Genomic DNA, 25,999 nt, shown 5'->3' with positions numbered 1-25,999 from the left:
CGGGTACCCGCCCGACGGCACAAGCACTACCCCGAACGGCAACCGGGAGGGAGCCATGGAACTCGCTTTCCTGCATCCACTCTACGAACGTCCCGGCCCCTGGGCCTCCGTCTACGTCGACACCTCCCGGCACACGGAGCACACCCCTCAGGAACGGCAGCTGACGGCGCAGGCGATGGCCCGGGAGCTGGCCGACCAGGGAGCGGACGAGGCGACCTGCCAGGCGGTGCGCCGCGCGCTGGAGGAGCTGCGGCACTCCAGCGAACCGCACGGCCGCGCGCTGTTCGCCCGGGACGGCGAGGTGGTGCTCGACCCGCCGCTGGCCCGGTCCCCGCAGCGCGACTGGGCCCAGTGGGCGCCGCTGCCCCGGGTCGCGCCGCTGCTGGAGCTGGCAGGTGAGGACCCCGTGTGCATCGTCGCCTACGTCGACCGCAGGGGCGCGGACTTCGAGCTGCGCAGCGCGCTCGGCCGGGACGACGTCGGCGGTGTCACCGGGCGGCAGTGGCCGCTGCACCGGACCGGTTCCGTGGACTGGTCGGAGCGCCATTTCCAGCTGCGGGTGGAGAACACCTGGGAGCACAACGCCGCGGAGATCGCCGACGCGCTCGCCGTCTGCCACGAGGAGACCGGCGCCGATCTGCTGGTCCTCGTCGGTGACGACCGGGAGCGGCACTCCGTGCGCGAGCGGCTGCCGCAGCGGCTGCACGACCTGGTGGTCGAGGCCTCGCGCGGCGCCGGCAGCCGGCTGCTCGACGAGGACGTCGAGCGGATCCGCGCGGAGCACATCCATGACCGTGCCGCCGCCGAACTGGAGCGGTTCCTCGCCGCCCGCAGCCCCGACGACGAGGGCCGCGCGGGTGCCGTGGAGGGCGTGCCGGCGCTGGTCGAGGCCGCGCGCGAGCACCGGATCGACGAGCTGCTGATCCGGCCGGAATCGGCCGACGCGCACCGTGAGGTGTGGATCGGTGAGGATCCGGACCAGTTGGCGGTGCGGCGTACGGACCTGAAGGTGCTCGGTGAGCAGAACTCCTGGTCGGCGCGGGCGGACGACGCGCTGATCCGCTCGGCGGTCGCGACGGACGCGCCCGCGCTGTCGGTGTCCCTGGCGCCGGACGCTCCGGACGACGCACCGGTCGGCGGACTGGGCGCGCTGCTGCGCTGGAAGTGATCCGCCGCCGCTAGCGAACTCGTTCCACCCGGCGTTCGTCCCACACCGGTTCGGGAGTCTCCCTGACACGGCCGTCGCCGCCGAAGACCAGGAAGCGGTCGAAGGAGCGGGCGAACCAGCGGTCGTGGGTGACGGCGAGGACCGTGCCCTCGAAGCCCTCCAGGCCTTCCTGGAGGGCTTCGGCCGATTCCAGGTCGAGGTTGTCGGTCGGCTCGTCGAGGAGCAGGGCCGTGACGCCCTGGAGCTCCAGGAGCAGGATCTGGAAGCGGGCCTGCTGCCCGCCGGAGAGGCGGTCGAAGCTCTGCTCGGCCTGCTGGGTCAGCTCGTAGCGGCGCAGGCGCGACATGGCGGCGCCCCGGTCCTGGGAGTGTTCGCTCCACAGGATGTCCAGGAGGGTGCGGCCCAGCAGTTCGGGGTGGGCGTGGGTCTGCGCGAAGTGTCCGGGCAGCACGCGCGCGCCGAGTTTCCAGTTCCCGGTGTGGGCCACTCCCTCGCCGGCGAGCAGGCGCAGGAAGTGGGACTTGCCGGAGCCGTTGGAGCCGAGCACGGCGACCCGTTCGCCGTAGAAGACCTCCAGGTCGAAGGGTTTCATCAGGCCGGTGAGCTCGAGCCCCTCGCAGGTGACGGCGCGCACTCCGGTACGGCCGCCCTTGAGGCGCATCCTGATGTCCTGCTCGCGCGGGGGCTCCGGCGGCGGGCCGGCCTCCTCGAACTTGCGCAGCCTGGTCTGGGCGGCACGGTAGCGGGACGCCATGTCGTGGCTGTTCTCGGCGGCCTGTCGCAGCGTCAGCACCAGCTTCTTCAGCTGCGCGTGCTTCTCGTCCCAGCGGCGGCGCAGTTCCTCGAAGCGGGCGAAGCGTTCCCGCCGGGCCTGGTGGAAGGTGGCGAAGCCGCCGCCGTGCACCCACGCGTCGGCGCCCGCGGGCCCCGGCTCCAGGGACACGATCTTCTGGGCGGCGCGGGCGAGGAGTTCGCGGTCGTGGGAGACGAAGAGGACGGTCTTGCGGGTCTCGGCAAGCCGTTCCTCCAGCCAGCGCTTGCCGGGCACGTCGAGGTAGTTGTCCGGCTCGTCGAGCAGCAGCACCTCGTCGGTGCCGCGCAGCAGCGCCTCGAGGACCAGGCGCTTCTGTTCTCCTCCGGAGAGGGTGCGGACCTCGCGCCACTGCGCCTTCTCGTACGGCACGCCCAGCGCGGCGGTGGTGCAGATGTCCCACAGCGTCTCGGCCTCGTACCCGCGCGCCTCGGCCCAGTCGGCGAGGGCCTGCGCGTACGCCAGCTGGGCGGCCTCGTCGTCCACCGTCATGAGGGCGTGCTCGGCGGCGTCGACGGCGCGGGCGGCCTCCCGGATCCCGGGCTGCGCCACGGAGACGAGCAGGTCGCGCACGGTCGTCTCGTCCCGTACGGAGCCGACGAACTGACGCATGACGCCGAGTCCGCCGGTGACGGTGACGGAGCCGCCGTGCGGCTTCAGCTCGCCGGAGAGGAGGCGCAGCAGGGTGGTCTTGCCCGCGCCGTTGGGCCCGACGAGGGCCACGACGGCCCCCTCCCCCACCCGGAAGGAGACATCGCCCAGCAGCGTCCTCCCGTCGGGGAGGTGGTACTCGAGATGCGCGGCTTCCAGGTAACCCATGGTGGGGATTGTGCGGGACCGCCGGCGCGGGCGGCAAACGGTTTCCCACAGACGCGTCCCGGAATGTGAAACACGTGTCTCAGAATGCGGGGGCCGGGCGTAGCGTGAGCGCCCTCCTACGAGAGTGGAAGGGGTGGGCTCGTCATGCCGGAAGCGCGGGAGACCGCCGTCTACACGCACGGCCACCACGAGTCGGTGCTGCGGTCGCACACCTGGCGGACCGCCGAGAACTCGGCGGCGTACCTCCTCGGGGTCCTCGAACCCCGCATGCGGATCCTGGACATCGGGTGCGGGCCCGGCACCATCACCGCGGACCTGGCGGGGCTCGTCCCCGACGGACACGTCACCGGCCTCGACCGGGAGCCGGCGATCCTGGAACGGGCCCGGGCGGTGGCCGGCGAGCGGGGGCTGACGAACACCGACTTCGCGGTGGGGGACGTCCACGCGCTGGACTTCCCGGACGACACGTTCTGCGTGGTCCACGCCCATCAGGTGCTCCAGCACGTGGGCGATCCGGTGGGGGCGCTGCGCGAGATGCGGCGGGTGACCAGGCCGGGCGGGTTCGTCGCCGTCCGGGACTCGGACTACGCGGCGATGACCTGGTACCCGCCGTCACCGGGCATGGACGACTGGCTGGACCTCTACCGGCGGGTGGCCCGGGCCAACGGGGGCGAGCCGGACGCCGGGCGGCGGCTGAAGTCCTGGGCGCTCGCCGCGGGCTTCACGGACGTCACCGCGACCTCGGCCACCTGGACCTTCTCGACCGCCGGGGAGCGGGCCTGGTGGAGCGGCCTGTGGGCGGACCGCACGGTGGCGTCGGCCTATGCCGAGCAGGCGGTCGACGGCGGCCACGCCACTCGGCGGCGACTGCGGGAAGTGGCCGGGGCGTGGCGGGAGTGGGGCGAGCGGGACGACGGCTGGTTCAGTGTGCTGCACGGGGAAATCCTCTGCCGCAAGGAAGTCTGAATCGCGATTTCCGGGCAATCAGGATGTCAGGAGGTTGACATTATGGTTCCCATTCTTCTGGTCCTGCTGCTGGCGCTGATCCTTTTCGGTGCCGGATTCGCAGTAAAGGTTCTCTGGTGGATCGCCCTGGCGGTCCTGATCGTGTGGCTCCTGGGATTCTTCATGCGCAGCACGTCGGCGGGTGGGGGCAGGGGCCGCTGGTACCGGTGGTGAGGTGACGGGAAATCCCCGGGACCCGGTCCCGGGGACCAGCCCCGGAGATCATTCCCGATCGTTCCCGAAAATCGTTTCCGAAAATATTCCCCGGGGCTGATTCCCGGTCGTTCCCGGAATCAGCTCCGGGAACAACCGGGAATTCAGTCCCGGGGAAGCAGCGGTCCGAGCGGCCCGAGGTCCAGGTTCAGGTCCTCGGGCCGCAGTCCGTAGCGGTCCCGCAGTTCCGCCATGCGGTCCTCGAGCAGCATGAGGGTGAGCCCGACCCGCTCCTCCTGCTCCTCGCTCAGGTCCCCCTCGTCGAACCGGCGCAGCGCCTGCCGCTCCATGAGTTGGCGCAGCAGTTCCACGACGGTGAGCACCAGCTTGATCAGATCGCGTTCGACCGTGTCCGGCTCCAGGTCCAGGCTCCTGTGCCGGCTGCCGTGCGGTGCGACGGGCCGCTCGTCCGGGCCGGCCGTCACCGCGACTCCTCGAAGGGCGAGGGGACCCGCGCGTTCACGGAGCTGATGAGCGCGTTGAGGTCGATACGGACCAGGTCGACGTCCGCGATGCGCAGCGTGATGTCCCCCTTGATGACGACCCCGCCGGCCAGGAGCCGGTCGAGCAGGTCCACCAGGGCTATTTCGCGGCGTTCGACGACGGTCACGGCCCCTCCTCCTCGGCGATTTCCTCACCGGCGAACGAATAGGCCGCCCAGGGACCGGTGAGTTCGACACGTATTCCGGGCGCGCTGTCCTTCGTGCGGTCCACCTTTTCCACGAATTCCTCGGATTTCACACGGGGCACGAGATAGGCGGCATTGAGCACATTGCGCCCGGAGGCGCCGGAGAGCGTGGGATTCTGCGGTGCGTGCAGCCGGGAGGCCTCGGCGGCCTCGGAAAGGGTCTCGTGCAGCCGGGTCGCGAACGTCTCGGCCCGCTGCCACAGGTCGTCCTGCGATTTCGTCTGCATCCGGCGCTGTCGCAGGTAGTCCCGGCCGGACGCCGGTTTCGGCGCGGGCGCGGCGGGGGTCTCCGGCGCCCGGTCCGACTCGACGTAGACCTTGACGCCCCACTCGACCCGGCCCTCCAGCCGGTCCAGGGTGCGCAGGAAGCTTTCCTCGCGCGCCTCCATCATGGTCCGTACGCCGCTGTCGTCGCGGAACACGGTGCCGAGCCGCAGCGGCAGCGGGGTCGTGACGGTGGTGAGCGCGTCGATCACTCCCTGGTGGGCGCGGGCGACCGCGGTCAGCCAGTCGAGGTCCTCCAGATGTGCGCGCAGCGGCTCCTCCGCGAAGTCCGCCTCGGGCACGTGGCTGACGACGGCCACCAGGCCGTGGTGGGGCAGCAGCCGGGGCGGATCACCTCCGACTCCGGTCAGCTGTGCCTGGAGCGGTGTGCCGTAGGGGCGGCAGACCGCGTAGACGTACCGCAGTCCGGTCACGGGCTCTCCTCCTGCGCGCGACGGGGCTCCAGGCCCAGTTCCTCCAGCCGGGCCAGCCGCTCACGCAGCTCCGCGTTCTCCCTGGCCAGTTCGTCGCGCCGGGCGCGCGAGGACAGCGCCGGGTCGGACTCCCACCAGTCGATCCCCATCTCCTTCGCCTTGTCGACGGAAGCGACGACGAGCCTCAGCTTGATGGTGAGGAGCTCGATGTCCAGCAGGTTGATGCGGATGTCACCCGCTATCACGACACCCTTGTCGAGCACCCTTTCCAGGATGTCGGCGAGATTGGCGCCGCTGCCCTGGCCGTACGGCTCGGGCAGCCGGCTGGGGGTCGTCATCGGCGGCTCCGGCTCTCGGGCTGCTCGTCCTCGGCCCCGGCCTCATCCTCGTCCTCGTACTCGTCCTCCGGGTACTCGTCCTCCTCGTAGGCGTCCTCGGACTCCTCGGCCTCCTCGCCCTCGGGCTCCTCCTCGCCCTCGGGCTCGGGCTCCTCCTCGGCCTCCGGCTCGTACTCCTCCTCGGGCTCCGTGCCGGCTTCGTCCTCGTACTCGTCCTCGGCTTCCTCGTCGTACTCGTCCGAAGGGGCCTCGCTCTCCTCCTCGGTCCCCTCCTCGGAGGTGCCCTCCTGCTCCTCCTCGGCGAGGGCGTCCTCGTGGCTGCGCACGACCTCTCCGTCACGGATCTCGCCCCGCCAGCTGTCCTCGGCCTCGCCCTTGAGGGTGATGAAGCGGGCGAAGTTCTTCAGGTCGAGCCGGGCACGGCGGCCCTGGGCGCGCCAGATGTTGCCGGTCTTCTCGAAGAGGCCCGAGGGGTAGTACTCGATGACCAGCAGGACCCGGGTGAGGTTGTCGGCGAGGCGGTGGAAGGAGACGACGCCCCGCGTCGTGCCCTTGGCGCCCTCCGAGGACCAGGCGATGCGGTCGTCGGGGACCTGCTCGGTGGTCTTCGCCTTCCAGCTGCGGTTGGACCACCAGATCTTCGCCTGCCAGTCCGACGTGGTGTCGTCGGCCTTGCCGGCGCTCTTGACGCCCTTGGCGAAGGTGCTGAAGTCCTGGTACTGCGTCCACTGGTCGTAGGCCGTGCGCAGCGGGACCCCGACGTCGATGTGCTCCATGATGACGGTGGGCTTGTTGCCCGAGGAGCGCTTGCGCTTGCCCTTGCCGCCGACCAGTCCCTTGAACTTGCCCATCACGCTGTCCTTGGCCCGCGAGGCGCCGAGCTCGACGGCGGTGCGCAGGGGGCTCTTGCCCTCGGCGATCTTGCGGCCGCCCTCGAGGGCGAGCTTGGCGAAGCCCGGGCTCTTGCCCTCTGCGATGTCGTTGAGCTTGTTCGTGGTCTCACCGAGCTTGTGGCCGAGGCCGGTCAGCATCCGGGTGGCCTGGGCCGCGAGGTAGTCCTGCAGCTCTGCCTTGAGCCGGTCGGCGGCCTCGCTGTGGGCCACGTCGGCGAGCGGATTCTTCACCGCCCCGCTCACGCCTTCACGCGCGGCGGAGCCGGCCCGTCCGAGGGTTTCGGTCATCGTTCACCGCCTCCCTTCGTGGTGCGGGAGCGGGCCCCGCGAACCGCGGCGGCGGTCTTCTTGGCGGCCGTCTTCTTCGCGGGAGCCGTCCTCTTCGCCGCCGCCTTCTTCGCGGGGGCGGCCTTCTTGCCCGGCGCCTTCTTGCCCGGCGACTTCCCGGCCGACCGCTCGGAGGCCGGCTCGTCCTCGTCCGGCGGCTCCCGATCCTCCGCCTCCGCGTCCTCGCCGTGTTCCTCGCCGGCGTCGTCCTTCGGACCGCCGCCCGCCAGCCGCTCCCGCATGTCGGCGGTACGGCCGTGCAGCCGGTCGGCGAGGGAGTCGAGCTGCCGCTCGACCAGCGCGCCGGAGGCGGCCTTGCCGACGCCGCGCATGTCACCGCGCAGCTGGTCGCCGAGTTCCTTGAACTGCGGGTTGTTCCGCAGCTGCTGCGACACCAGGTCCGCGACCATGCGCGGGCTGAGGTTCAGCTTCTTGCCCGCCACCATGCCTCCGACGGCGAGCGCCATCTTCAGCTTCTTGGTCCGTCCGAGGAGGTATCCGGCCCCGATCGCGAGGCCCAGTCCCGTTCGATTCACTGTCCTGCCGTCCCATCCCCTGCACCCGCGCCTGTGCGCGTTGCGGTCTCCAGCCGGTCGAGGAGTTCGTCCTCCTGCAGGTCGAACTCCTCCTCGCTGATCTCTCCGGCTTCCAGCTGCTCCTCCAGCCGGGCCAGTTCGGCGCGTATCGTGGCGGGGTCGTAGTAGATGCGTTCCGCTTCCTGCAACACCTGCCTGATGGCCCAGCCGCCGCCGCGTACCGGAGCGAACGGCAGCAGCAGCACCTCCGAGATCAGGCCCATGTCGTCACCCCGCTCCGGTGTCCGCTCCACCGGCCGCGGTGCCCGCCGGCTCGGCCGGGCCGGGCTCGACGAAGCTGTAGGGCGGCAGCGGGCCGTTCAGACGCACCTCCAGGTGGGGCATGTCCTTGCGGACCCGCTCCACCGCGGCCAGGAAGTCCTCCGCCGTCTCCCGCTTCACCAGGTAGGAGACGTTGGCGAGCCAGCCCGTGGACTCGGGGCCCACGCTCACCGCGTCGGCCGCCCCCTCCAGCGCGTGCTCCAGTGCGGTGCCGTCCTCGGACTCCTTGGCCTTGACCGCCTCGGCCACCATCTCGCCGAGCCGGATCTTGTCCTCGTAACTGCCGCCGCCAGACTGCCGGTTGGCCTCCGCGAGAGCACGGATCTCCGGGTTTCCGGCCATCACGTGGTGCAGTACGGCTTCTTCCACGTGGTTGGCCTTGACGTTGTACTCGACCCGGTCGTCCAGGGCGTGCAGCCGCTCCAGGTAGTGCGCGGCGCGCTCGGCGAGCACACCGGTGACGGATTCGTCGTCCGGGGCGACGCTCCCGAAGCGCATGGGCAGCACGCACCCGGCCGCACCGATCTCGCTGAGCACGTTCTGGTGGGCGAGCAGCTCCCTGCGCTTGGGCCGCAGCCCTTCGGGCGCGTCGCTGACGACGGCCGCCAGCTCGCCCTCCCGCAGGATGCGCACCGGGTTCGGCGGGTCACCGACGCCGCCCATGCCCTCGGGCAGTGACGGGTGCGACGCCGCCGTGATGCCGTAGACGTAGGTGCTCACTCCTGCTCCTCCTTCCGGCGGGCGGCCGTGCTCCTGCGGGCCCGCGGACGCGACTCGGTCTCACGCTCGGATCCACCCTCACGCGCCTGCTTGAAGGCGTCGGAGATGGTCTCGGCGGCGCCGGACAGCGCCCCCTTGGACTTGCCGCGGGCGCCGGACTCGGTGACCTCGCCCACGATCTCGGGCAGGCCCGGGCTCTTGCGGGGCCCGGCCTCCAGGTCGAGGCGGTTGCACGCCTCGGCGAAGCGGAGATAGGTGTCGACGCTGGCGACGACGACACGTACGTCGATCTTGAGAATTTCGATGCCGACCAGGGACACGCGCACGAAGGCGTCGATGACGAGCCCCCTGTCCAGAACGAGCTCGAGCACGTCGTAGAGGCCGCTGCTGCCGCCTCCACCGCCGGTCTGCTGTGCCGGTACGACTGTCATTCCGACTGTCCCTCCTTGTTTCTGTGGGTGTGAGTCCGGCCGGGCGGCCTAGCGGCCGCCGGACCTGCGCGCGTCGGCCCGCCCGCGCTCGTAGCGGCGGACCCGCCGGTACCCGATGAGCTGGCCGTCGGGATCCAGCTCGACCTGGTAACTCGCCATCAGGCTCATCGTGTCGGGCACCCGCTCGAGTTCGAGGACCTCGACCTCCAGCGCCCAGCCCTCCTCCGTCTGCTCGAAGGACGACACGGATTCGGCTTCCATCCCGGTGAGCTCCGCGAGCTGGCCGCGCGCCTGACGCAGCACCTCCATCGGGCTCGGCCGTTTGGTGCTTCTGCTGTTGTTCGCCGAGTTGCGGGATTCCTGTGATTCCTGGTTTTCCTGTGAACCTTGTGACTCTTCGGTGTTCTTCGTGTTCGTCATGGCCACCTCCTCCTCCGTGTGGCCGCAAGCGTGTTCGCCAAACCTCCATGCCCCCAGCCGATCTCCACGGCCCGGCATCGTGCCCGGTGGGAGGGGCGCCGACGCCGCTCAGTCCCGCAGGGCGGCCAGTCGGCGGCGGGCGGGCCCCAGTGCCCGTCCCCGGCGCGGCAGGTCCGACCACGGATCGGTGCGCACCTGCTCGACGGCGTCGGCGACGGTCCAGCGGCGGGCGTGCAGCTCCGGATCGTCCAGCTGGTCCCAGGAGACGGGCATGGCGACGGGCGCGCCGGGCAGGGCGCGGACCGTGTAGGGCGCGACGGCGGTCTGCGCGTAGGCGTTGCGCTGCACGTCGAGGTAGAGCCGGTCGCCGCGGTCCTTCTTGCGGGCGGCGGTGGTGAGCCGGTCGGGGTGGGCGGCGGCGAGGGTGTCGGCGACCTCGCGGGCGAAGGCGCGCACGTCGTCGAAGTCGTCGTTGCCGGTCAGCGGCACGATGACGTGCAGGCCCCGGGAGCCGGTGGTCATCAGCGCCGAGGGCAGGTCCAGCTCGTCCAGCAACTCCCCCAGCAGCCGCGCGGCCTCCCGCACCGTCTCGAAGTCGTCGCCCGACGGGTCGAGGTCGAAGACCAGCCGGTCCGGCCGGGTGATCCGGTCGGTCCGGGACAGCCAGCGGTGCAGGGTGATGCTCGCCTGGTCGACGAGGTAGAGGAGGGTGGCGATGTCGTCGCACACGGTGTGCGTGACGGTGCCGCCCTCCTTGGCGACCTCGGCGCGGGTGATCCACTCCGGGTAGCCGTCCGGGGTGTTCTTCTGCATGAACGTCGGGCCGTCGACGCCGTCCGGGCGCCGGTCCAGCATCAGCGGGCGGCCCCGCAGGTGCGGCAGCATGAACGGGGCGACGGCCCGGTGGTAGTCGACGAGGTCGCCCTTGGTGTACTCCTCGGCGTCCCCGCCGCCGGGGAAGAGCACCTTCCCCGGCCGGTGGACCTCCACCGTGCGGCGGCCGGCCCGTACGGTGCGCGCACCGTCGTCGCTCACGACACGATCGCCTCCCCCACCAGCAGCCGGCCGGCCGCCGCGATCGACTCGGCGTCGATGCCGGCGGCGTGCAGCTGCTCCTCGGGGGAGGCCGAGCCCGGCATGTCGCGCACGGCCAGCCGCACCAGGCGCGGCACGGGGCTCCCGTCGGCGAAGGCCTCGGCGACCGCGTCCCCCAGGCCGCCCTCCGGGTGGTGGTCCTCCACCGTCATCAGGCAACCGGTCTCCTCGGCGGCCGTGCGCAGCGTCTCCCGGTCGACCGGCTTCACCGAGTACAGGTCGATCACCCGTACCGCGATGCCCTCCCCCTCCAGGGCCTCCGCGGCGGCCAGCGCCTCGGGCACGGTGACGCCCGCCGCGACGAGGGTGAGCCGGTCGCGGTCGGAGGAGCGCAGCACCTTGCTGCCGCCGACGGGGAACTCCTCGTCGGGGCCGTAGATCACCGGGCTCGCACCGCGCGAGGTGCGCAGGTAGCGGATGCCGTCCAGGCCGGCCATCGTGGCGACCAGCCGCGCGGTCTGGTTGGCGTCGCACGGGTACAGGACGGTCGAACCGTGCACCGCCCGCATCATCGCCAGGTCCTCCAGGCCCATCTGGCTGGGGCCGTCCTGGCCGATGGCGACGCCCGCGTGCGAGCCGACGAGGTTGATCCCGGAACCGCTGATCGACGCCATGCGGATGAAGTCGTGGGCGCGGGTGAGGAAGGCCGCGAAGGTGGCGGCGTACGGCACCCGGCCGCGGGTCGCCATGCCGACCGCCGCGGCGACCATCTGCTGCTCGGCGATGTAGCACTCGAAGTAGCGCTCGGGATGTTCCTTGGCGAACGCCTCCGCGCGGGTGGAGTCGCCGACCTCCCCGTCGAGGGCGACGACGTCACCGCGCGCGGTGCCGAGGGCGGTCAGCGCCTCGCCGAAGGCGTTCCGGGTGGCCACTTCCTCGCCCTTGTCCCAGCGGGGCAGGTCGGGCCGGCCGGTGTGCCCGGCGGGCGGCGCCCCGTCGGCGGGCGGCCGCTCCACCTGGATGCGCAGGTCGCGGGGGCCGCCGAGTTCCGCGATGGCCTCCTCGACCTCGGGCAGCGGTTTGCCGTGCAGGCCCTCGCGGTCCTGGACCGCCTCGACGCCCTTGCCCTTGAGGGTGCGGGCGAGGACCGCGGTGGGCTGGCCCTTGGTGGACAGGGCCTCGCCGTAGGCGCGGTCGACGGCGTCCACGTCGTGGCCGTCCACTTCGACGGTGTGCCAGCCGAAGGCCTGGAAGCGGCGGGCGTAGGCGTCCAGGTCGTGGCCGTGCCGGGTGGGGCCGCGCTGCCCGAGCCGGTTGACGTCCACGATCAGCGTGAGGTTGTCCAGGTTCTCGTACGCGGCGTGCTCGGCGGCCTCCCAGATGGAACCCTCGGCCAGTTCGCTGTCACCGCACAGCACCCACACCCGGTGGCCGGTGCGGGCCGACCGCTTCCCGGCCAGCGCGATGCCGACGCCGACGGGGAGGCCCTGGCCCAGGGAGCCGGTGGCCGTCTCGACCCAGGGCAGCCGGCGGGGCGTGGGGTGCCCTTCGAGGCGGCTGCCGTTCTTGCGGAAGGTGAGCAGTTCCTCGTCGTCGATGGCGCCGGCCGCCTTGTAGGTGGCGTACATCAGGGGCGAGGCGTGGCCCTTGGAGAGGACGAAGCGGTCGTTGCCCGGGTGGTCGGGGTGCTCGAAGTCGTAGCGGAAGTGGCGGGCGAACAGCACGGCCATCAGGTCCGCCGCGGACATCGACGACGTGGGGTGCCCGGAGCCCGCGGCGGCCGCGGCGCGGACACTGTCCACCCGCAGCTGCTGCCCGAGCTCGACGAGTTCACCGGTGTTCATGAGTCTCCTTCGGTGGGGCGGTCGGTGCGCTTGACGGGGCCGGGCGAGACGTCGGGGCCGGGCGGTGGCTGATCGGGGGGCGGGGTGACGGCGGGCCGCTCCTTCGCGGGCTCACCACCGGGCCGGCTCTTCGCCGGTTCGCCACCGGGCTGGTTCTTCGCCGCTTCGCCGCCAGGCTGGTTCTTCGCCGGCTCGCCGCCAGGCTGGTTCTTCGCGGGCTCACCACCGGGCCGGCTCTTCGCCGGCTCGCCGCCAGGCCGGTGCTTCGCGGGCTCGCCGCCAGGCCGGTTCTTCGCCGACTCACCACCGGACCGGCTCTTCGCCGACTCACCACCGGACCGGCTCTTCGCCGACTCACCACCGGGCCGGTTCCGCACCGGCTCCGAGCCCGGCCGGGCAGCCGCCGGCGGCTGTGCTCCGTCCCCGGACGCCTGCCCCCGCCCCGGCTCGCCCGGCACCCGCGCCAGTTCCGGCGACGCCGTGTCCAGCGGCACCGACCAGGACCGTACGAGCCCCAACTGGACCGCCTGGCGCGGCAGTACGGCGTCGAGGAGCCAGTCGGCGGCCACCCGGATCCGGTTGCCCGGCATCGCCGCGAGGTGGTAGCCGCGGGTGACCGCCCCCGCCGCCGGCCCGGACAGGTTCACGCCGAGCGGGTTGGCGGCGGCCTTGACGCCGCCCAGGTCCACCACGAACCCCATGTCCTTGTGCCGGTAGGCGCGCCGCTCCCCGTCACCGAACGACGCGGCGATGTTGTGCGCGCACACCTTGCCCTGCCGCCAGGCGTGCTGCGCGGTCATCGGGGTGTACGAGCCGGGCTTCTCCAGATCGGGTACCGCGGCGGCGTCCCCGCAGGCGAACACCTCGGGCCGGCCCGGTACCTGCAGATGCGGGTCGACGAGCAGCCGGCCGCGTTCCATGGGCAGTCCGAGGGACTCGGCGAGCGGGTCGGGGCGTACGCCCACGCACCACACCAGGGTGTGGGTGTCGACGAACTCCCCGTCGGTCAGCAGCACCCCGTCGTGCGTGGCCTCCTTCACGGAGGTGCCCATCCGCACGTCCACGCCCCGTTCCCGCAGCACGGTGTCGGCCGTGCGGGAGAGCCGTTCGTCCAGCTCGGGCAGGACCCGGTCGGCGATGTCCAGCAGCATCCAGCGCGGCCGCATCCCGGTCCGCATCGGGTGCCTGGCGACCTGCGCGTCGGTGAACAGCTGCCCGTGCGCGGCGACTTCGGTGCCGGTGTAGCCGGCGCCGACCACGACGAAGGTGCAGCGGGAGGCGCAGGTCTTGGGATCGTCGGTGGCGGCGGCGAGCTCCACCTGCCGGGTCACGTGGTCGCGCAGGTACAGCGCTTCGGGCAGGCCGCGGAAGCCGTGGGCGTGCTCGGCGACACCGGGGATCGGCAGCAGCTTGTTGACGCTGCCGGCCGCGAGGACCAGCCGGTCGTAGTCGAGGGTGCCGCCCTCGCCCTCGGGCCCGGTGTAGTGCACCTGCCGCGCGTCGAGGTCGATGCGGTCGGACTCCCCCAGCACCAGCTTCACGTGCGGCAGCGTGCCGGAGAGGGAGACGGTGACCCGGCGCGGCTCCAGGATGCCGGCGGCGACCTGGGGCAGCAGGGGCAGGTACAGGAAGTAGTCGGTCGGGTTGAGCAGGACGATCTCGGCGCGGCCCCGGGCCAGCCGGGAGAGGGTCCGGGCCGTGCGGTACCCGGCGAAGCCGGCACCGACGATCACAATGCGGGGTCGACTCACGGTTCGCCTCCGGCGCTGTCGCGGACGTCGGGAGACTTCCGCGTCCCCCCGACCGGGGCCGCCAAACGTCCGCCGGTTTCCGCCGGGCCCCCCGGGTACCCGGTCCGGGACCCGAACCGCCCATGTCGCGGAGGCACCCCCCATGCCCGAGTACGGCTATTTCCTCTCGTGCGAGCAGTACGGTCCCGCCGAGCTGATCGAGCAGGCGCGGATGGCCGAGCAGGCCGGGTTCCAGGCCCTGTGGATCTCGGACCACTACCACCCGTGGAACGACGAGCAGGGGCAGAGCCCCTTCGTGTGGTCGGTGCTCGGCGCACTGTCCGAGGCGGTGTCGCTGCCGGTGGGGACGGCGGTGACCTGCCCGACCGTGCGGACGCACCCGGCGGTGGTGGCGCAGGCGGCGGCCACGGCCGCGGTGATGTCACCGGGGGAGTTCCGCCTGGGCGTGGGCACGGGCGAGGCGCTGAACGAGCACATCCTCGGGGACGCCTGGCCGCCCGCGCACGTACGCCTGGAGATGCTGGAGGAGGCCATCCAGGTGATGCGCCGGCTGTTCACCGGCGAGGAGGTCAACCACCACGGCACGCACTACACGGTGGAGAACGCCCGCCTGTACACCGTGCCGGACGAGCCCGTCCCGATCGACATCTCGGGCTTCGGCCCGGCGGCGACCAAGCTGGCGGCCCGGGTCGGCGACGGCTACGTCACGATGATGCCGGACGCCTCGATGGTGGAGCAGTACCGCAAGGGCGGGGGCGGCGGGAAGCCGGTCAGCGGCGGCACCAAGGTCTGTTACGGCACGGACCGCGACGCGTGCGTGCGCACCGTGCACCGGCTGTGGGCGAACGAGCTGCTGCCCGGCGAACTGGGTCAGGTGCTGCCGTCGCCGAAGCACTTCGAGCAGGCGCAGACCCTGGTCACCGAGGACATGGTGCGGGAGAACCGGGTGTGCGGCGACGACGTGGACGAGCACGTCGCCGAGCTCCGGCAGTTCGCCGACGCGGGCTTCGACCGGATCTACGTCAACCAGATCGGCCCCGACCTGCGCGGCTTCTTCGACTTCTACCGCACCAAGGTGCTGCCGCAGCTCCAGCAGGCCGGCTGAGCCGGGGAGGACGGACGACCATGGAACTGCACCGGCCCGGCGTCTCCGTCTACACCGTGCCGGCCGACGCCCCCGAGGCGGACGGCACACTGGCCTGGGACTCCACGACGGTGGTGATCGCCGAGGTGTCGGCGGGCGACGCGACCGGCACCGGCTGGACGTACGGTCCGCCGGTGGTCGGCGACTTCCTGAGCGGGCACCTCGCGCCGCTCGTGGAGGGCATGAGCGCGCTGGACGTCCCGGCCGTGCACGAGGCGATGTGCCGCTCGGTCCGCGACGCCGGCCGGGCGGGCATCGCGGCCTGCGCGATCTCGGCGCTGGACGTCGCGCTGTGGGACCTCAAGGCACGGCTGCTGGAGCTGCCGCTGGTGCGGCTGCTGGGTGCGTGCCGGGAGCGGGTGCCGGTGTACGGCAGCGGCGGCTTCACCACGTACCACGACACGCACATGGCCGCGCAGCTCAACGGGTGGGTGCACGGGCAGCACATCCCGCGCGTGAAGATCAGGATCGGGGAGGGCTGGGGCCGGGAGGTGGTCCGCGACCTGCACCGGGTGCGGGCCGCCCGGCACGTCATCGGCGAGCACGCCGAGCTCTACGTCGACGCGGGCGGGGCGTACACCCGCAAGCAGGCGGTGCGGGTCGGTCACGCCCTCGCCGAGCACGGGGTGGGCTGGTTCGAGGAGCCGGTCTCCTCGGACGACCTGACCGGGCTGCGGCTGGTGCGGGACGCCGTGGTGAGCGACGTGACCGCCGGGGAGTACGGGTTCGACCTGCCGTACTTCGCCCGGATGATCACGGCCGGGGCGGTGGACTGCCTCCAGGTGGACGCGACGCGCTGCGGCGGGCTGACCGAGTTCCTGCGCGCGGCGGCGCTGGCCCAGGCCCACGGTCTGGAGGTTTCGGGGCACTGCGCCCCGCACGTCCACGCGGCGGTGGCGGCCTGCGTTCCGAACCTGCGGCATCTGGAGTGGTTCCACGACCACGTCCGGATCGAGGACATGCTCTTCGACGGCGCCCTGGACCCCACGGGCGGCACGATCAGCCCCACCGGGGGCCTCGGCCACGGTCTGACGCTGCGGACGCAGGACGTCGCGGAGTACAGGGTGGGCTGACCGGCCGGTTCCGGATCCGGCCGGCTCCGCAGGAACCGGGTCGGCCCGTGGGCGGCCGCCTCCCCGGCGAACCGGCCGCGGGCGCCGATGTCCCGGTCACCACGACGGCCTCGCGGTCCCGCGGCAGGAGCGGTGCCGCCGGCTTCCTCCGGCTGGTCAGGCCCGGCGGCGGGATGTGCCGGGGGCGGAGTCCGGCCGCGGCGGTACGACGCCGGCGGTGGGCGGTGCGGACGGCACCGGCGGGACGGGGGCCGACCGGCCGCCGGGCGCGGTGGCCTGCGCGGGGACGGTCCCGGACGCCGTGGGCCGGGCCGCGCCGCGCAGGGCGAGGGCCAGCGCGCCCAGGATCACGGCCGTGATCAGTGCCGCGGCCCAGCCCGGCAGGACCAGGGCGAGCGCGAGACCCACGGCCAGCGACACGGCCGCGCCCGCGTACAGGGCGGCGGCTCCGGCTCCGGCGTACAGGGCGGCCCTGCGGCGCTGTCCCCGCGCCTGTGCGCGCAGTTCGTCGCGCACGGTTTCGCGGACCACCCGCGCCAACTCGTCGACCAGGTGCTTGTCCAGGTGCTCCAGGTGCTCCAAGCGCTGCATGGGCGTCGGGTACCCGTGCCCGGGGTCGCGTAACGCCCGCGGGCACGGGGTGTGGAGATCGTCCACGCCGGTCCCCTTGCCGGGGCGGCCCCAACTAGGCTCGTCCCCATGGAGATTCTGGGTGCCACACTGCGTGTCTGCGTCGACGACATCGAGACCGTCATCCCCTTCTACGAGCGGCTGGCGGGCGGCAGGGCCCTCCGGTTCGAGCGGGGCGGTGTCCAGGTCGCCGCGGTCGGCTGCTTCCTGCTGATGAGCGGTCCCGCGGCCGAACTGGACGTGCTGCGCAGGGTCACGGCGACCCTCGCGGTGAAGGACGTGGAGGAGACCCGGGAGGTGCTCGCGGAGATGGGCGCCGACATCATCGCGGGCCCGCTCCCCACCCCCGTGGGCCGCAACCTCATCGCACGGCACCCGGACGGAGCGGTCTACGAGTACGCGGACCGCCGCTCCTGACGTGCCCGGTCACGGTGCGGGCCGCACCCGGACGCCGTACCGCTCCGGCAGCGGTGCGCCGGTGGCACCGGCCCGCACCCGCCCGACGGCCCCGGGAGGCCCGGGCGTCAGCGGCCCTTCGTCATCTCGCTGGTGATCGCCCAGCGCTGGTGGTCGCGCCAGGCGCCGTCGATGAAGAGCATCTTCGGCGAGAAGCCCTCCAGGCGGAACCCGCAGGCGCGGGCGAGGGCGATGGAGGCGGCGTTGCCGGGCTGTACGTTGATCTCCAGGCGGTGCAGCCGCATCGGGCCGAAGGCGTACCGCACCACGAGGTCCAGGCCCTCGCGCATCAGCCCGCGCCCGGCCGCGTGCGCGAAGGCGCCGTAGCCCAGCGCACCGCACAGGAAGCCGCCCTCGACGATGTTGTTGATGTTGATGAACCCGGCGAGGGCGCCGTCCGCCTCCTTCTCGCAGACCAGGAACCCCGCCTTGGTGGGATCCGCGATCAGCCGCCCCGCGTACGCGGTGTACGCGCCCTGGCTGTCCGGCGGGAACAGCCAGGGGTGGTGGAGGTCCTTGCTCTCCCGGGCGCGGGCGGTGAACTCGGCGCCGTCCGCGTGGGTGAAGTGACGGATCCCCACGCGGCGGCCTTCGGCGAGGTAGCGGGAAGCGGTGTGCGGCACCCCGCCACCCTACGACGGGCCCGCGCGCGACGCGGGCCGGTCAGCTCAGCGCCGGTTCGTCCAGGATCAGCGCGCCCGCGTCGGCGTCGAGTTCGGCCGTGACGCCGAAGGGGACGGTGAGCGCGTCGGCGCAGTGCCCGAACCCGAACTGCTCGGCCACCGGCACCCCGAGGCCGCCGAGCCGGTCGGCGAGCAGCGCCCGCACCCCGTCGTACGGCTCGCACCGCGCCCAGGAGCCGAGCAGCAGCCCGGCGACCCCGTCCAGCCAGCCGGCTCTCAGCAGCTGGGTGAGGCAGCGGTCGAGCCGGTAGGTCTCCTCCCCCACGTCCTCCAGGCACAGCAGTCCGCCGCGCGCGGACGGTCGGGCGTGCGGGGTGCCGAGGTCCGCGGCGAGCAGGGAGAGACAGCCGCCGAGGGTGACCCCGCGTGCCCGCCCGGGGACGAGCGCGGTGCCGTCGGAGTGCAGGGTGCGGACCGTCTCGGGGGCGAGGAGGGTCGCCTTGAGGTGGTCCTGCGCCCGCGCGCTCTTCACGAAGTCGATGCCCGCGGCCATCGGTCCGTGCAGGGTGACGAGGCCGAGCCGGACCGCGAACGCCTCGTGCAGCGCGGTGATGTCGCTGAACCCGACGAACACCTTCGGCCCGGCGGCCCGCATCGCCTCCCAGTCGAGCAGGTCGACCACGCGCTGTGCGCCGTAGCCGCCGCGGGCGCAGATCACCGCGTCGACGGCCGGGTCGCACCAGGCGGACTGCAGGTCGGCGGCCCGGTCGGCGTCGCCGCCCGCGAGGTAGCCGAACTCGCCGTGCCGGTCCAGGACGTGGCGGCCCACCACGGGGTCGAGGTCCCAGCCGCGCAGCACGTCGAGCCCGGCCTGGAGCCGCTCCTCGGGCACCGGACCGCTGGGCGCGACCACGGCCACCCGGGCGCCGGGGGCGAGGCGGGCCGGCCGCCGCAGTGCTCCGACCCGGCTCACGTGCTCAGCTCCAGGGTCGGCACGCCGGGTGGTGTCATCCCGAACACCTGGGCGTACAGGGACAGTTCCGCCTCCAGGGCGCGCACCATGGTCTCCGCCCGCCGGAAGCCGTGCCCCTCGCCCTCGAAGGCGAGGTAGGCGTGCGGCACACCCCGGCCGGCCAGCCGGGCCAGGAACCGCTCGCACTGCGCGGGCGGGCAGATCACGTCGTCCAGTCCCTGGAGCATCAGGAACGGCACGGAGAGCCGGTCGGCGTGCGCGGCGGGCGAACGTTCCGCGTACCGCTCGGGCACCTCGGCGCGCGGGCCGATCAGGCTCTCCAGGTACTGGGACTCGAAGTCGTGGGTCTCCCCCGTGCCCCAGCCGGTGAGGTCGAGCACCGGGTAGCTGATGGTGCCGCAGGCGTAGACGTCGGTCGTGGTGAGCGAGGCGGCGGCGGTCCAGCCGCCGGCGCTGCCGCCCCGGACGGCGAGCCGGTCGCGGTCGGCGGTGCCCTCGTCGGCGAGGGCCAGCGCGACGGCGGCGCAGTCCTCGACGTCGACCACGCCCCACTGTCCGCGCAGCCGGTCGCGGTACTCCCGCCCGTATCCGGTGGAGCCGCCGTAGTTGACCTCGGCGACGCCGATGCCGCGCGAGGTGAAGTAGGCGATCTCCAGGTCGAGCACGAGCGGCGCCCGGCCGGTGGGGCCGCCGTGCGCCCAGATCACGTACGGGGGACGCTCGTCCGCGGGGCCGGCGCACCCGGGGTGGTGCGGGGGGTACACCTGGGCGTGGATCTCCCGGCCGTCCGGTCCGGTGAACGTGCGGACCTGCGGCTCGGGGTAGTACGCCGGGTCCACCGCGTCCTCGTGGCGGGCGCCGATCACCCGGGCGTGGCCCGTCCGGGTGTCCAGTTCCACCACCTCGTGGGCGCTGTGCGGTCCGGCGCCGACGGCGACGACCCGTTCGCCCTGTGCCGCGAGGGTGGGCGCGAACTCGCTCCACGGGCCGGCGGCGTCGACGACCTCGCAGGTCTCGGGGTCGAGGACGCCGAGCACGGGGGCGCCCCGGCCGTGCAGGACGGCGATCAGGCCGCTGTCCAGCGGGGCGAACCAGCGCAGCCCCAGCTTCCACAGCGGTCCGCCGAACTCCTCCTCGCGCGGGCAGACCGGCTCCCCGTCCCGGTAGAGGTTCCACCAGCCGGTGCGGTCGCTCGCGTACAGCAGCCGGCCGTCGGGGGTCCAGTCGGCCTGGGCGACGGACTCCTCGGGTCCGCCGGCCACCGTGCGGGCGTCGTGCAGGGTGCCGTCCGGGGAGACGTCGGCGACGAGCAGTTCGGTGCCGTCCCACGGCATGCGCGGGTGGTCCCAGCCGAGCCAGGCGGCGCGCCGTCCGTCCGGCGCGAGGCGCGGCCCGGTGACGAACCGGTGCCGGCCGTCGCTCAGTTCCCGTACGGCGTCCCGGTCACCGGCGGCCGAGCCGTCCAGCGGTACGGCGGCCAGGACGCGGCGCACGTCGCTGGGGCCGTCACCGGTGAACTCCTCCAGGACGCACCACACTTCGCCGCGCTCCGGCAGCAGCACCGGATCGGCCCAGCGCAGCCCCTGCCCGACCGGGGACACGGGGGTGAGCGGGCGGGGCTCGCCACCCGGCTCGTACCGGTAGAGGCGCTGGTCGGCGAAGTTCACGAACACCACGAGCGGGACACCGCCTGGCGCGGTGCCGGCCCAGGGACGGCCGCCGTACTCGATGACCCGGGTCCGCACGTTCCACGGCGCGGGCAGGACCGGCTCCTCGGTGCCGTCGGCGCGCCGGCGCACCAGCGTGCGCCGGCCTGCCTCGGCGGGCCGGGGCTCGGTCCACCACACCTCGTCGCCGACGAAGCCCACGGACTCGGGGCTGCCGTCGTGGGCCGCGGCCGTGGCCGCGTCGATGGGCGAGGGCCACTCGCCGTACGCCAGGGTCCGCACTGTCTCCCCCACTCGCTCAGGCCGTCCGCAGGAACCGGTCGAGGACCCGGACGCCGAAGTGCAGCGCCTCGACCGGGACGCGCTCGTCGACCCCGTGGAAGAGGGCCTGGTAGTCGAAGCCCTCCGGCAGCTTCAACGGCGCGAACCCGTAGCCGGTGATGCCCAGCCGGGAGAACTGCTTGGCGTCCGTGCCGCCGGACATGCAGTACGGCACCACGTGCCCCTCGGGCGCGAACTCCTCGACGGCGGCCCGCATCCGGGCGTACGTCGGGGAGTCCACCGGCGCCTGGAGCGCCACCTCGTGGTGCTCGAACTCCCAGTCGACGTCCGGCCCGGTGAGCCGGTCCATGGTCGCGCGGAACTCGTCCTCGGCACCGGACAGATACCGTCCGTCGACGCGTGCCACGGCCTCCCCCGGGATCACGTTGATCTTGTATCCGGCGTCCAGCATGGTCGGGTTGGCGCTGTTGCGGACGGTGGCCTCGACGAGCCTGCCCGCCGTGCCGAGCTTGTCCAGCAGGGTGTCCACGTCGGACAGGTCCGTCTCGATGCCGTACACGGCGGCGAGTTCGGTGAGCGCGGCCCGCACGGTCGGGGTGAGCCGCAGCGGCCACTCGTGCTCGCCGATGCGGGTGACGGCGGCGGCGAGGCGGGTCACCGCGTTCTCCCGGTTGACCTTGGAGCCGTGCCCGGCCCGGCCGCGCGCGGTGAGCTTCATCCAGGCGGTGCCGCGCTCGCCGGCCGCGATCGGGTACAGCTGCCGCCCGTCGCCGTCGTGGAAGGTGAACGCGCCCGACTCGCTGACGCCCTCGGTGCAGCCCTCGAAGAGGTGGGCGTGCCGGTCGGCGAGGAAGCCGGAACCGTCCTCGGCGCTGGCCTCCTCGTCGGCGGTGAACGCGATGACGATGTCGCGGCGGGGCCGTACGCCCTCGCGGGCCCAGGCCCGCACCACGGCGAGGATCATCGCGTCCATGTTCTTCATGTCGACCGCGCCGCGGCCCCAGACGACCCCGTCGCGGACCTCCCCGGAGAACGGGTGCACGCTCCAGTCGGCGGCCTCCGCCGGGACGACGTCCAGATGGCCGTGGACGAGCAGCGCGTCGGCCGACGGGTCGGTGCCCTCCAGACGGGCGACGACGTTGGCGCGGCCCGGGGTGCGCTCCAGGAGCACCGGCTCGAGTCCCGCCTCGGCGAGCCGCGCGGCGGCGTACTCGGCGGCGGGCCGCTCCCGGCAGTCGCCCCCGCCCCTGTTGGTCGTGTCGATCCGGATCAGGTCGGACGTGAACGTCACGACCTCGTCCAGGGCCCGCTCGTCAGCCATACTGCTCCTCCACCGCGGCCGAGGCGATCGTGGTGACCGCCTTGAAGGTGCGGATCCCGTCGTACATGGTCCCGCTGGTGTACGCCACCTTGCGCTCGCCGGTGCGGGTCACGCCCGGCACGACGGTGGCGGCCATCGCCAGGTGCTCGGCGTCGAACTCCACCGCGACGGTGAACGGCCCGCCGTCGACCGGCTCCCGGCGCACCGCCAGCGTGGCCGCCTCCTTGGCGGCGGCACGGATGTCGGCGGCCGTCCGGGCCGGGGTGCGGCACACGGCCGCGTACCTGGACACGTGGTCCTTGACGGCGACCTTCAGCGCCTCGGGCGCGTAGCCGAGCGCGTCCTCGCAGGCGACGTCGTCGCCGGTCACCAGGATCACCGGCACCCCGTACTCGGCGGCCACGTGCGCGTTGAGCAGTCCCTCGCTGGCCCGCACGTCGTTGACCCAGACCCCGGTGATGGAGTTGGCGAGGAAGGTGTGCGCGAGGACGCCCTCCATGCCGGCACCCGCGTGGTAGCCGATGAACGCGATGCCGTCCACGTCGCCGTGCTGCACGCCCTCGACCATGGACAGGGACTTGTGCCGCCCGGTGAGCATCTCGGCCCGCTCGTCCAGCTGTTCCAGCAGCAGGTTGCGCATGGTCCAGTGGGCCTCGTTGATCAGCACCTCGTCGGCGCCGCCGTCGAAGAAGCCCTGCACGGCGGCGTTGACGTCCGAGGTGAACAGGGACCGGCACCGCTCCCACTGGGGAGTCCCCGGCAGCACGTCGGCCGGCCAGGTGACACCGGTGGCGCCCTCCATGTCGGCGCTGATGAGGATTTTCACGAAACGCTGTCCATTCGTAGGTCGGAGACGCGCGGTCGGATTCCCGGCAGCGGTCCTCGACGGCGTGCGGCGCCGGAGGCGTGGATCTTCATGCCCCGAAACCGTACGCGCTGCCCGGCCACCTCGGCCAGGGCTGTGGACAACCATGGCGGTCCGGACCGCCGAACTCACCTCGTACGGCCCACGACCAGCCCTTTTCCGAGGAACCGCCCCCTGAACCGACACCCCCGGCCGGGCATCCGGATGTCAGCCGGCAGGATCGCCACGGCTCCGGCGTCACGGGTTTCCGTAGTCCTCCACCATGGTGGCGATCAGTTCGAGCAGGGCGTCCGCCCGGTGCCGGTCCTCGCGCTGGGCGCGCAGGGCCTCGTCCGCGGCCCGGAGGCGGGTCAGGGCAGCCGGTTCGCCGTCCATCAGGTCGTCGAGCAGCGGCATGGTGACCAGGTCCAGGCACTCGGTGAGCAGCCGCCGGGTGGCGGCGGACGGCGGGACGGGGTCGGGGGCGGCGAACGCCGTGGTCAGGTACCGGGCCGGGTCGGTCAGGCTCCAGCCGACGACGGTGCCGCCCTGGACCAGGAGCGCCACGTCGGGGGCGATGCCGACGCGGGCGTCCAGCGGCTCGTCGAGGACGTCCAGGTCGCGCAGACAGGCCAGCACGGAATCCCCGGGGGCCCGGCACAGCACCGCGCACATCTCGTGCCGGAAGTCCCGGACCTCGTCCGCACGGAGCCCACCCGGACGCACCTCGGGCATGGCGGGCACGCGGGTGAGGGTCTCGGCGAACGCGGACACGTACGGCAGCTGGAATTCGGCCGCCACCAGTTTCCGGTCGTCCGGGTCGAACCGGAGGACGTCGGGCGCGTCCCACAGCCAGTCCTGGCTGCCGAAGGTGCGCGCGAGGAACCGCTCGCGCCCCTTCACGTCCGCGTACGGCGCGACGTTCACGGAGCCACCTCTGAAGCGGGGGGTGATGTGCAGCGGATCGTCCGTCACCGTCGCGCGCCAACCGCCGTCGAACGTCAGTTTCATGGTGTGTGCTGTCCGTATCTGCTTCGCCGTGCCCTGGATGGGAATCCCAGGGGTTTCCGGCCAATGGTCGTCATGGTCGCGCGTAGTCCTCCGCCAGGTCGCCGACGAGCGCGAGCAGGGCGTCGACACGGCGCCGGTCCTCGCGCTGGGCGCGCAGCCTGTGGTCCAGTTCCCGCAGGTCGGACACCGCGGCCGGGTCACGGCGCCGCACCGCGTCCAGCCACGGCGTGGTGGCGAGGTCCATGCAGGCCGTGAACAGGAGCCGGGTGGCCGGGGCCGGTGGAGCCGGGTCGGGAGCGGTGAACCCGGTGGTGACGTACCGGGCCGGGTCGGTCAGGCTCCAGCCGACGACGGTGCCGCCCTGGACCAGGAGCGCCACGTCGGGGGCGACGCCGACGCGGGCGTCCAGCGGCTCGTCGAGGACGTCCAGGTCGCGCAGACAGGTCAGCACGGCGTCTTCGGGGGCGCGGCAGAGCTCCGTGGTCATCGGCAGGCGGAAATCCCGGACCTCGTCGGCGCGCAGCCCCCCGGGACGGACGGGGGGTGCGGCGGGAACGCGGGCGCAGTCCTCGGGGACGGCCGCTTCGTGGGGCAGGCGGAACGCAGCGCCGGCCAACTCCCGGTCGGCCGGGCCGAACCGGAGCTCGTCCGGGTCGTCCCACAGCCATTCCCGGCTGCCGAACGTGTCGGCAAGGAACTGCTGCCACTCCCCCACGTCGGCGTACTCCGCGACACGCACCCGCTGGTCCCGGAAGTCGAAGCGCGGCAGGACGCGAAGGGCACCGCCCGTCACCGTCGCGCTCCGGTCGCCGTCGAACGTCACTCTCATGGCCACCGATGCCTCAGGGACCACCGGCGTCCTGACGGGCCTCTCATGTCCGCAGTTCACGGAGCGCCCCCTCCTGGACTTCGGGCGGACACAGCAGCACGGCCTGAAAAGTCGTCTTCTCCTGCCCCGGAAGCTCGGCTTTCCCCGCCCAGAACTTCGTTGCGTCGTTCAGGGAACGGAAAAGGATTTCACGTTCCCCGGGGCTCTCGGAGAGCACGGCGTTGCAACGGTCACCGCCCCCGGTCGGTTCCGGAGCGACGGAACACGTCCCAGGCCGCGCACACAGCGGTCCGGAGGACGGCATCGCCGAGATCCCCGGGTTCTGCGAGTTCGGGATCGACTGAGTCACCCTCGAGGATCGTGAGCAACTGATCGAAGAGGTCGCCGAGTGCTCCCTGGATCCGTTCCCCGTTCGCCGGGGACGCACGACGGGCCTCCCACCAGCCCTGAGCGAAGTCCGATGCGTCGCAGGTCCCGTCGGTGAACGCTTCCAACAACGCCAGTCGCCGTGCCGCCGCGGTGGTCGGGGCGACGTCGCCGGGGCGGGACCAGGCCCTGCGGCTGGACGGGTGGGCGACCGCCACGGCCGACGAGGAAGGGTGACGTTCCCGGAGGGCGCGCGCATAACGTCAGACCAGGCGGCCACCGGTTCGATCGGCTCCGTCCGCCTTTCTTCAGGCATCATCCTTCCAACAGATCGCTGACGTATTCGCGGAGCTGAGGGGTGAGTTCGGTGAGGGAAATCTCTTGCAGCGGGGAAACGCAGTCAGGGCCGACATGGCCGGTAGACATGAGCTCGAGGATGGCGTGCAACTCGGCCTCCAGGGCGTCGTCCTCCTCCTCGCCGGCGGCAGCCGCCGCCAGCAATGCCGCCAGGGCCGACGCTTGAGCAGATGTGTACGCACCCACGTGATCGGTCACTTCGTCAGCCGCACGCTCCCGTACTTGCGCATCGACGGACAAGACCATTCGCGCAGTGCTGATGAATTCTTGGGACTTCAATTCGAAATACCCGTTCGCCACTGGTACGGAAAGCGCGGCGGCCGCCTTCTCGCAGGCGTCGGCGCCCGTGAACCACTTGGGCGGCTGCGTGCTCACCGCCTTGCGCAGCGCCTCGGCCGCCTTGCC

Annotated in this window: 30 protein-coding genes; 7 read left to right on the top strand and 23 right to left on the bottom strand. The window is 72.7% G+C overall.

The genetic code is table 11. The features are described 5' to 3' along the window. Positions 1-55: 55 nt before the first annotated feature. Positions 56-1,168 (top strand): Vms1/Ankzf1 family peptidyl-tRNA hydrolase, encoded by a 1,113-nt coding sequence (locus tag AB0A94_RS08330; protein ID WP_361740714.1) that lies wholly within the window; start codon positions 56-58, stop codon positions 1,166-1,168. 10 nt (positions 1,169-1,178) lie between these two features. Here AB0A94_RS08330 and AB0A94_RS08325 read toward each other — a convergent pair whose 3' ends face one another. Further along, positions 1,179-2,798 carry an ATP-binding cassette domain-containing protein gene (locus AB0A94_RS08325; protein ID WP_361740711.1) on the bottom strand — a complete coding sequence of 540 codons (1,620 nt, stop codon included), beginning with the start codon at positions 2,796-2,798 and terminating at the stop codon, positions 1,179-1,181. A gap of 144 nt (positions 2,799-2,942) precedes the next feature. Here AB0A94_RS08325 and AB0A94_RS08320 point away from each other — a divergent pair, with 144 nt between their 5' ends. Both AB0A94_RS08320 and AB0A94_RS08315 read left to right on the top strand, forming a co-directional pair. Then, on the top strand, positions 2,943-3,764 hold the full coding sequence (locus tag AB0A94_RS08320; protein ID WP_361740708.1) for a methyltransferase domain-containing protein: 822 nt from the start codon (positions 2,943-2,945) through the stop codon (positions 3,762-3,764). A gap of 42 nt (positions 3,765-3,806) precedes the next feature. Next, positions 3,807-3,977: a hydrophobic protein gene (locus tag AB0A94_RS08315; RefSeq protein WP_073931265.1), complete on the top strand. Its 171-nt coding sequence runs from the start codon at positions 3,807-3,809 to the stop codon at positions 3,975-3,977. A gap of 143 nt (positions 3,978-4,120) precedes the next feature. Here the strand turns inward: AB0A94_RS08315 and AB0A94_RS08310 are convergent, their stop codons facing one another. The 13 genes from AB0A94_RS08310 to AB0A94_RS08250 form a co-directional block, all read right to left on the bottom strand. Further along, on the bottom strand, positions 4,121-4,441 hold the full coding sequence (locus AB0A94_RS08310; protein ID WP_361740705.1) for a gas vesicle protein K: 321 nt from the start codon (positions 4,439-4,441) through the stop codon (positions 4,121-4,123). Next, positions 4,438-4,626, bottom strand: a complete 189-nt coding sequence (locus AB0A94_RS08305; RefSeq protein WP_030819115.1) for a gas vesicle protein — start codon at positions 4,624-4,626, stop codon at positions 4,438-4,440. The genes AB0A94_RS08310 and AB0A94_RS08305 overlap by 4 nt, the downstream gene beginning before the upstream one ends. Further along, a complete protein-coding gene (locus AB0A94_RS08300; RefSeq protein WP_361740702.1) occupies positions 4,623-5,402 on the bottom strand; it encodes a GvpL/GvpF family gas vesicle protein in 780 nt (259 codons plus the stop codon). The genes AB0A94_RS08305 and AB0A94_RS08300 overlap by 4 nt, the downstream gene beginning before the upstream one ends. Beyond that, a complete protein-coding gene (locus AB0A94_RS08295; RefSeq protein ID WP_217135918.1) occupies positions 5,399-5,740 on the bottom strand; it encodes a gas vesicle protein in 342 nt (113 codons plus the stop codon). The genes AB0A94_RS08300 and AB0A94_RS08295 overlap by 4 nt, the downstream gene beginning before the upstream one ends. Continuing rightward, a complete protein-coding gene (locus AB0A94_RS08290) occupies positions 5,737-6,921 on the bottom strand; it encodes an SRPBCC family protein (protein ID WP_361740698.1) in 1,185 nt (394 codons plus the stop codon). The genes AB0A94_RS08295 and AB0A94_RS08290 overlap by 4 nt, the downstream gene beginning before the upstream one ends. Next, positions 6,918-7,496 (bottom strand): DNA primase, encoded by a 579-nt coding sequence (locus tag AB0A94_RS08285; protein ID WP_361740695.1) that lies wholly within the window; start codon positions 7,494-7,496, stop codon positions 6,918-6,920. The genes AB0A94_RS08290 and AB0A94_RS08285 overlap by 4 nt, the downstream gene beginning before the upstream one ends. Beyond that, a complete protein-coding gene (locus AB0A94_RS08280; RefSeq protein WP_361740692.1) occupies positions 7,493-7,759 on the bottom strand; it encodes a gas vesicle protein GvpG in 267 nt (88 codons plus the stop codon). Before AB0A94_RS08280 ends, AB0A94_RS08285 begins: the two co-directional genes overlap by 4 nt. A 4-nt stretch (positions 7,760-7,763) precedes the next feature. Then, positions 7,764-8,537 (bottom strand): GvpL/GvpF family gas vesicle protein, encoded by a 774-nt coding sequence (locus AB0A94_RS08275; protein WP_361740689.1) that lies wholly within the window; start codon positions 8,535-8,537, stop codon positions 7,764-7,766. After that, positions 8,534-8,968, bottom strand: a complete 435-nt coding sequence (locus AB0A94_RS08270) for a gas vesicle structural protein GvpA (protein ID WP_361740686.1) — start codon at positions 8,966-8,968, stop codon at positions 8,534-8,536. The genes AB0A94_RS08275 and AB0A94_RS08270 overlap by 4 nt, the downstream gene beginning before the upstream one ends. 48 nt (positions 8,969-9,016) lie before the next feature. Then, complete coding sequence (locus tag AB0A94_RS08265) at positions 9,017-9,388, bottom strand: gas vesicle protein (RefSeq protein ID WP_361740683.1); 372 nt, start codon at positions 9,386-9,388, stop codon at positions 9,017-9,019. Between the two features lie 108 nt (positions 9,389-9,496). After that, complete coding sequence (gene ligD / locus AB0A94_RS08260; RefSeq protein ID WP_361740680.1) at positions 9,497-10,423, bottom strand: non-homologous end-joining DNA ligase; 927 nt, start codon at positions 10,421-10,423, stop codon at positions 9,497-9,499. Beyond that, a complete protein-coding gene (locus AB0A94_RS08255; RefSeq protein ID WP_361740677.1) occupies positions 10,420-12,267 on the bottom strand; it encodes a transketolase in 1,848 nt (615 codons plus the stop codon). The genes ligD and AB0A94_RS08255 overlap by 4 nt, the downstream gene beginning before the upstream one ends. Further along, positions 12,264-14,018, bottom strand: a complete 1,755-nt coding sequence (locus tag AB0A94_RS08250) for an FAD-dependent oxidoreductase (protein WP_361740674.1) — start codon at positions 14,016-14,018, stop codon at positions 12,264-12,266. Before AB0A94_RS08250 ends, AB0A94_RS08255 begins: the two co-directional genes overlap by 4 nt. Positions 14,019-14,160: 142 nt before the next feature. Here AB0A94_RS08250 and AB0A94_RS08245 point away from each other — a divergent pair, with 142 nt between their 5' ends. After that, positions 14,161-15,123 (top strand): LLM class F420-dependent oxidoreductase, encoded by a 963-nt coding sequence (locus AB0A94_RS08245; RefSeq protein ID WP_361740671.1) that lies wholly within the window; start codon positions 14,161-14,163, stop codon positions 15,121-15,123. 20 nt (positions 15,124-15,143) lie between these two features. Continuing rightward, positions 15,144-16,235, top strand: coding sequence for an enolase C-terminal domain-like protein (locus AB0A94_RS08240; protein WP_361740668.1), 1,092 nt, complete (start codon positions 15,144-15,146; stop codon positions 16,233-16,235). 156 nt (positions 16,236-16,391) lie between these two features. Here the strand turns inward: AB0A94_RS08240 and AB0A94_RS08235 are convergent, their stop codons facing one another. Then, positions 16,392-16,826: a phage holin family protein gene (locus AB0A94_RS08235; RefSeq protein WP_361740665.1), complete on the bottom strand. Its 435-nt coding sequence runs from the start codon at positions 16,824-16,826 to the stop codon at positions 16,392-16,394. 108 nt (positions 16,827-16,934) lie between these two features. Between AB0A94_RS08235 and AB0A94_RS08230 the strand changes: the two genes are divergently transcribed. After that, positions 16,935-17,282, top strand: a complete 348-nt coding sequence (locus AB0A94_RS08230; RefSeq protein WP_361740662.1) for a VOC family protein — start codon at positions 16,935-16,937, stop codon at positions 17,280-17,282. A 107-nt stretch (positions 17,283-17,389) separates the two neighbouring features. Here AB0A94_RS08230 and AB0A94_RS08225 read toward each other — a convergent pair whose 3' ends face one another. The 7 genes from AB0A94_RS08225 to AB0A94_RS08195 form a co-directional block, all read right to left on the bottom strand. Next, entirely contained in the window at positions 17,390-17,944 is a 555-nt protein-coding gene (locus AB0A94_RS08225; RefSeq protein WP_361740659.1) for a GNAT family protein, read from the bottom strand. 40 nt (positions 17,945-17,984) lie between these two features. Then, positions 17,985-18,917: an LD-carboxypeptidase gene (locus tag AB0A94_RS08220; protein ID WP_361740656.1), complete on the bottom strand. Its 933-nt coding sequence runs from the start codon at positions 18,915-18,917 to the stop codon at positions 17,985-17,987. Further along, the gene (locus AB0A94_RS08215) at positions 18,914-20,878 is read right to left on the bottom strand and encodes a prolyl oligopeptidase family serine peptidase (protein WP_361740653.1); all 1,965 of its coding nucleotides are present in this window, start codon (positions 20,876-20,878) and stop codon (positions 18,914-18,916) included. The genes AB0A94_RS08220 and AB0A94_RS08215 overlap by 4 nt, the downstream gene beginning before the upstream one ends. A 4-nt stretch (positions 20,879-20,882) precedes the next feature. After that, positions 20,883-22,187, bottom strand: a complete 1,305-nt coding sequence (locus AB0A94_RS08210; protein WP_361740650.1) for a M20/M25/M40 family metallo-hydrolase — start codon at positions 22,185-22,187, stop codon at positions 20,883-20,885. Continuing rightward, positions 22,180-23,013 carry a M55 family metallopeptidase gene (locus AB0A94_RS08205; protein ID WP_361740647.1) on the bottom strand — a complete coding sequence of 278 codons (834 nt, stop codon included), beginning with the start codon at positions 23,011-23,013 and terminating at the stop codon, positions 22,180-22,182. Before AB0A94_RS08205 ends, AB0A94_RS08210 begins: the two co-directional genes overlap by 8 nt. 276 nt (positions 23,014-23,289) lie before the next feature. Then, a complete protein-coding gene (locus AB0A94_RS08200; RefSeq protein ID WP_361740644.1) occupies positions 23,290-24,042 on the bottom strand; it encodes a hypothetical protein in 753 nt (250 codons plus the stop codon). A 70-nt stretch (positions 24,043-24,112) separates the two neighbouring features. After that, positions 24,113-24,871: a hypothetical protein gene (locus tag AB0A94_RS08195; protein ID WP_361740641.1), complete on the bottom strand. Its 759-nt coding sequence runs from the start codon at positions 24,869-24,871 to the stop codon at positions 24,113-24,115. A gap of 480 nt (positions 24,872-25,351) precedes the next feature. Between AB0A94_RS08195 and AB0A94_RS08190 the strand changes: the two genes are divergently transcribed. After that, positions 25,352-25,474 (top strand): hypothetical protein, encoded by a 123-nt coding sequence (locus AB0A94_RS08190; protein ID WP_361740638.1) that lies wholly within the window; start codon positions 25,352-25,354, stop codon positions 25,472-25,474. A gap of 78 nt (positions 25,475-25,552) precedes the next feature. Here the strand turns inward: AB0A94_RS08190 and AB0A94_RS08185 are convergent. Continuing rightward, a partial coding sequence (locus tag AB0A94_RS08185) for a putative T7SS-secreted protein (RefSeq protein ID WP_361740635.1) occupies positions 25,553-25,999 on the bottom strand: 447 nt, incomplete at its 5' end.

This window comes from Streptomyces sp. NPDC044984, assembly GCF_040646935.1.
Lineage (GTDB): Bacteria > Actinomycetota > Actinomycetes > Streptomycetales > Streptomycetaceae > Streptomyces.
This window is presented reverse-complemented; position numbering and strand designations above follow the sequence as displayed.